General features: G+C 73.8%; 2 protein-coding genes. Both read left to right on the top strand.

The window, feature by feature from the left end; genetic code table 11:
• Positions 1-4,020, top strand: a 4,020-nt coding sequence (locus EQG76_RS27810; protein ID WP_159718314.1) for an SDR family NAD(P)-dependent oxidoreductase, incomplete at its 5' end; no start/stop codon positions are given.
• Positions 4,017-6,066, top strand: a 2,050-nt coding sequence (locus EQG76_RS27805) for a polyketide synthase family protein (RefSeq protein WP_200841183.1), incomplete at its 3' end; no start/stop codon positions are given. The genes EQG76_RS27810 and EQG76_RS27805, both read left to right, overlap by 4 nt.

Raw genomic sequence — 6,066 nt, 5'->3', positions numbered from 1 at the left:
GTGGTGCGCGGCAGCGCGGTGAACCATGACGGCCGCAGCTCCGGCTTCACCGCGCCGAACGGACTGGCCCAGGAAGCGGTGATCCGTGCCGCCCTGGCGGATGCCGGGCTCGAGCCCGCTGCGATCGGCATGATCGAGGCCCACGGCACCGGGACGAAGCTCGGCGACCCGATCGAGTTCGACGCGCTGGCCAACGTGTTCGGGGGCCGCACCGCCCCGCTCCTGGTGGGCTCGGTGAAGACCAATTTCGGCCATGCCGAGGCCGCGGCCGGCATCGCGGGCGTGATCAAGGCGGCGCTGGCCCTGCGCCGCCCGAGCATCCCGCCGCATCTGCACTTCACCCGCCTCAACCCGCACGTGGCGGCGAACGCCACGCCGATCCAGATGCCGACCGCGCCCGCCCCTTGGCCGGTCGATCCGCCCCGTGCTGGGATCAGTGCGTTCGGCGCCAGCGGCACCAATGCCCATGTCGTGCTGGAAGCACCGCCGGCACGCCCGGCTGCCCCGGCGGCGGAAGGTGACGGCCAGCTGCTCGTGACCGGCGCCACACCGGAAGCCGTCCGCCGGCTGGGCCAGGCGCTCGCAGCATATCTCGCGCGCCATGCCATCCCGTTCGATGACGCCTGCCACAGCATGGCGGTCGGCCGCTCCCGGCTCGCCTGGTGGGCGATCGCCCGCACGCCCGCCGAGCTGGAACGGCTGGAACCGTCCGACCGGCCGCTGCCAGACCTGCCGCCCACGCGCGGCCGCCGCATTCCGTTGCCGACCTATCCGTTCGCCCGCGAGCGCCACTGGCTTCCGGACATCGTGGAACCGGTTGCCACGCCGGTGCTGGGTGCCCCGCAACGGATCGCCGGCACCGGGCTCACCGTCCGCACCGGCCGCCTGACCCAGGATCTCGACTGGATCCGCGACCACCGGGTCGACGGGAGCACGATCCTGCCCGCCACCGGCTTTCTCGCCCTGTGTGCGGCGGCGGGCATGTCGGCGCTGCAGGACGTCGAGATCCTGGAACGGCTGGACGTGCCCGCGGACGGGCGCGACATCCAGCTGGTCCAGACGGAAGGGGGACAGGTCGAGCTGTTCGCCCAGTGGGGTGATGACTGGCGCCGCACCTGCAGGGCGCGCCCTGTCCCGTTGCCGGATGCTCCGCTGGCCCCGGCAGCCCTACAGGCAGCGGACGTGCTCGACGCGGCCGGCCACCAGGACGAGCTGACCAAGCGGGGCTTCGCCTTCGGCAGCGCCTTCTGCCGGATCCGGACACTGCACCGCGGTGGCGACTTGGCCGAAGCGGAGCTGGCGGCGCCGCCTGCGGCTACGGCTCTCCAGCCGGACCCGGCGCTGCTCGACCATGCCCTGCAGACCCTGACCTCGCTCCTGCCGCAGGAGGAAACCTGGCTTCCCGCCGCGATTGGCGGGTTCGGCTGGGCCGGCGGCACTGCCAGCCATTGCCGCGCCCGGCTCGTGCGGCTCGACCGGGAGGATGCGACGGGCGAGGCTTGGCTGTTGGGCCCGGACGGTCAGACGGTGGCGTGGTTCTCGCGCCTGCGCTTTCGCCGGATCGGCAGCCGGCACTGGAACTGGCTGCACGAGCTGCGCTGGCGCCCGACCCCGGACGACCTCGCCCTGCCCTGCCCGGGCTGGCATGTCCTGACCCGGGGCCCCAGTCAGGTGCCGGAGGATGCGGCAGGCGTGATCGATCTGCGGCCGATGACGGCAGCAGACCCGCGCTCCTGCCTTCGCGAGACGGCCGAACTGGTCCGGTCGCTCGCCGGCCGGGCGCACCCGCCGCGTCTCCTGCTGGTGAGCCGTGGTGCCGCGGCAGCTCCGCCGGTCCTGCCGGCCGAACCGCCGGCAGCCGCCATCCTGGCCGGCCTGGTGGCGACCATTGCCGCCGAGCATCCAGAGCTGCGCTGTACCTGGCTCGACCTGGACCCTGCGGAGGATCGCCTGCCGGACCGGCTGCTGTCCGACCACCCGTGCCTGGCGCTGCGCGGCGGCACTCCCTACCTGCCGGAACTCCACCGCCTGCCGCCGTCCATGGATGGCGCTCATCACTTGCGCGCCGGCACGGCCGGCAGGCTGGAAGCACTGGAACTGGCGCCATCCGAGCCGCGTCCGCCGGGTGAGGGCGAGGTGCAAGTCCGCATCCTGGCGAGCGGCCTGAACTTCAAGGACACGCTGACCGCCCTGGGTCGGGTCGCTGGCGACGCGCTGGGTCTGGAGGCGGCCGGCGAGGTGATCCTGGTCGGGGCAGGCGTCCAGGATCTGGCGCCCGGCGACCGGGTTCTGTTGTTCGCCAGCGGTGCCCATGCCAGCCAGCTCACCCTGCCGGCCAGCCGCTGCATCCGCCTGCCGGACGGGCTCCTGCCGGAAGCCGCCGCCACCCTGCCAATCGCCTTCCTCACCGCCTGGCACGGGCTGATCGAGCTGGCCCAGCTGCAGCCGGGCCAGCGTGTCCTGATCCATGCCGGTGCCGGCGGGGTCGGCATGGCGGCGATCCAGCTCGCCCGCTGGCGGGGTGCCCGGATCTTCGCCACCACCAGCCCGGGCAAGCAGGCCTGGGCACGCCGCCTCGGTGCCGAGGCTACCGCCTCCTCGCGCGACACGAGCTTCGTCGCCGCCGTGCGGGAGTGGAGCGGCGGTGCTGACATCGACCTCGTGCTGCATGCCTTTGGCAGCGCCACCGCGGCAGCGTCCGCCGGCCTGCTGCGCGAGGGCGGCAGCTTCATCGAGCTCGGCAATGCGCCAGCACCAGCCCTTCCGCCCGGTGCCCAACACTTCAGCTACGACCTGGAGCAGCCGCTGGCTGCCGATCCTGCCTGGTTCCGCAGCCGGATGGGCCAGATCCTGGACCTGCTTGCCGCCGGCATCATCCAGCCGCTGCCGCGCAGTGAGGCAGGTCCGGCCGCCGCGGGCGAAGCATTCGCCGCCCTGGCGCAGGGCCGTACGGTCGGCAAGACGGTGCTGGTCTGGCCGGGGCACCGCATCCAGGGCGGCACCTGGCTGGTCACCGGCGGGACCGGCGCCGTGGGCAGCGCACTTGCCCGGATGCTCCGGGGACAGGGGGCCACGCGCATCGTCCTGGCCGGCCGCCGGCCCCAGCCCGAAAGCGACTTCGAGACCGTGGCGCTCGATATCGGCGACCGGGCCGCCGTGGCGTGCCTGCTGGATGACCTGCCGGACCTGCGGGGCGTCGTCCATGCCGCTGGTGTCGTCCAGGACGCGCCGCTCGCCCGCCTCGACGACGCGGGCATCGCCGCCACCTTCCACGCCAAGCTGGAGGGTGCCCGCCACCTGGACGCGCTGACCCGCCACCGCCAGCTCGACGCGTTCGTGCTGGTGTCCTCCACGGTCGCCCATACCGGTGCCGCCGGCCAGGCCGCCTATGCTGCCGCGAATGCCTGGCTGGAAGGCCTGGCCCGGGCGCGCCGTACCAGCGGCCTGCCGGCCACGGTGCTGGCCTTCGGCCCCTGGCAGGGCGGCATGTTCGCCGCACTCACCCCGCTGCACCGCGACCGGCTGCTGGCGACAGGCTACCGGGCCATGCCGCCCGACGCGGCCGCCGCCGCCGCCCTGGTGGCGCTGGCGGAAGGTGGAGGCCTGACCCTGGTGATGGACCGGCAGGACGAGCGACCGGCAGAGCGCGCACCTGCCGCGACGGGCCTGCGCGCGCGGCTGGAGGAGGCACCGGCCGATGGGCGCATCGACCTGCTGACCGGCGCGCTCGGCGAGATGGCCTGCCGTCTGCTGGGCTTTGCCGAAGGGACGCGGCTCGACCGCGGGCGGGCCCTGCGCGAGCTGGGCCTGGATTCGCTCCTGGCGGTGAGTTTCCGCAACGAGCTGGCGCAGGCCCTGGGGCTGGACCTGCCCGCCAGCCTGGCCTTCGACTACCCGACCCTGGAGGCGCTGGCTTCGCATCTGGACGGGCTGCTCTTCCCCGAGAGTGACGAGCTGGACCGGCTCGTGGAGGACGATCTCGCCGCCCTGCTCGCGAGCGAGCTGGAGACGCCTGCTTGAGCGAGCCCACGCCCGACACGCGCGAACTGCTCAAGCGCGCCCTTCTGGAGATCCGCAGCCTGAAGGGCCGGCTCGCCTCGCTTCAGGGCGAGCTGCGCCCGCCGGTCGCGGTCATCGGCATGGCCTGCCGCTTTCCCGGCGGCGCCGACGATCCCCGCGCGTTCTGGGACATGCTCCTGGCTGGCCGCGACCCGATCGGGCCGGTGCCGCCCGGGCGCGCCGCCACCGACGGCCCGCCGCAGGGCGGCTTCCTCGACGATGTGGAGGGCTTCGACCCGGCCTTCTTCGAGATCACGCCGCGCGAGGCGCAGGCGATGGACCCCCAGCACCGCCTCCTGCTGGAGACGAGCTGGCAGGCGCTCGCCGATGCCGGCGTCGATCTGGCGAGCCTGCGTGGCAGCCGCACCGGCGTGTTCGTCGGCCTCGCCACCAACGACTTCGCCCGCCGCACGCTCGCTGGCGGCGTCGACCGCTTCTATGGCAGCGGCACCAGCCCCGCCGTCGCCGCCGGCCGGATCGCCTACGCGCTGGACCTGAAGGGGCCCTGCCTCACGGTCGACACGGCCTGCTCCTCCTCCCTCACCGTGGCGCATCTGGCCGTCCGGGCCCTGCGTGCCGGCGAGTGCGACCTGGCGCTGGTCGGCGGGGTCAGCCTGATGCTGTCGGAGGAACTCAGCCAAAGCTTCGCCGAGGCCGGAATGCTGGCGAAGGACGGCCGCTGCAAGAGCTTCGATGCCGCCGCGGACGGCTATGGCCGCTCGGAAGGCGTGGGCGTGGTGGTGCTGCGCCGTCTGGCCGATGCCGAAGCGCAGGGCGACCGGGTCCACGCGGTGATCCGCGGCTCGGCGGTCAACCAGGATGGCCGTAGTGCCGGCCTCACCGCGCCCAACGGCCCGGCCCAGATGGCGGTGATCCGGGCGGCCCTCGCCGATGCCGACCTCGCCCCCGACGCGATCGACCTGATCGAGGCCCATGGCAGCGGCACGCCGCTGGGCGACGTGATCGAGGCGCAGGCGCTGGCCGGCGTGTTCGCCGGGCGCAGCCGGCCGCTCCTGGTCGGCACGGTCAAGAGCGTGATCGGCCATGCCGAGGCCGCGGCCGGCATGGCCGGCCTGATCAAGGCGGTCCTGGCGCTCCTCCACGACACCGCACCGCCCAATCTCCATTTCCAGCGCCTGAACCCGGAGATCCGCACGCCCGGCCTGGATTTCCAGGTCCCGACCCGGCCGGTGCCGGGCATCGCGCGCGTCGGCGTCAGCTCGTTCGGGTTCAGCGGCAGCAATGCCCATCTGGTGCTGGAGCGGGTCCCGCCGGCTGCCGGGAACACCCGGCCGGCCCTCCCGCCGCCAGTCTTCCGCCGCCAGCGCTTCCCGTTGCCCGGGGCGCGTGCCCCTGCGCGGCTGCTGCATCCGGACGATCCGCTCCTGGCCGGCACGGGTGGGCTCGCCCATCTGGGCGTGCTGCTGCACCTGCTGCCGCAGGCGGGCCGCCTGGAGTCGATGCGCTTCGAGCAGCCGCTCCAGGTCGAGGCACCCCGTGAGATCCGCTGGCGCCAGGCGGGCGGCGAGACGCTGCTCGAGAGCCGGGACGCGGCAGGCGCCAGCTGGATCATCCATCTGGCGGCGCGTGTCGCCGCCGGGTCTGCTCTGGCACCGCCAGCACTGCCTTCGTCCGGTGGGACCAGGCTGAGTGCCGACCAGCTCTATCGCCGCATCGAGGCCGCAGGCTTCCGCTACGGCCCACAGGCACGCTGCCTGGCGGAAATCCGCGTCCATGGCGACGACTGCGCCACCGGCACACTCCTGCCCGGCCTGACGCTGGGGGAGCCGGGCGTCATCGAGGCTGCGGCCCAGCTCCTCTATGCGCTGGCGCCCGATGTCGAGCGCCGCCCGCCCATGCTGGCCGGCTGCGCTGGCTTGTGCCGTGCGGCACCGGATGCCATGGCGGATCGGGTCTGGCTCCGGATCCGGGACGGTGGTGGCGGCACCAACACCGCGGATTTCGGCGTGCTCGGCGCCGACGGCAAAGCGCTGGCGCTGGTGGAAG

The sequence above is a fragment of the Geminicoccus flavidas genome, from assembly GCF_009806515.1.
Classification (GTDB): domain Bacteria; phylum Pseudomonadota; class Alphaproteobacteria; order Geminicoccales; family Geminicoccaceae; genus Geminicoccus; species Geminicoccus flavidus.
The sequence above is the reverse complement of the archived record's forward strand: the minus strand, read 5'-3'. Positions and strand labels throughout refer to the sequence as shown.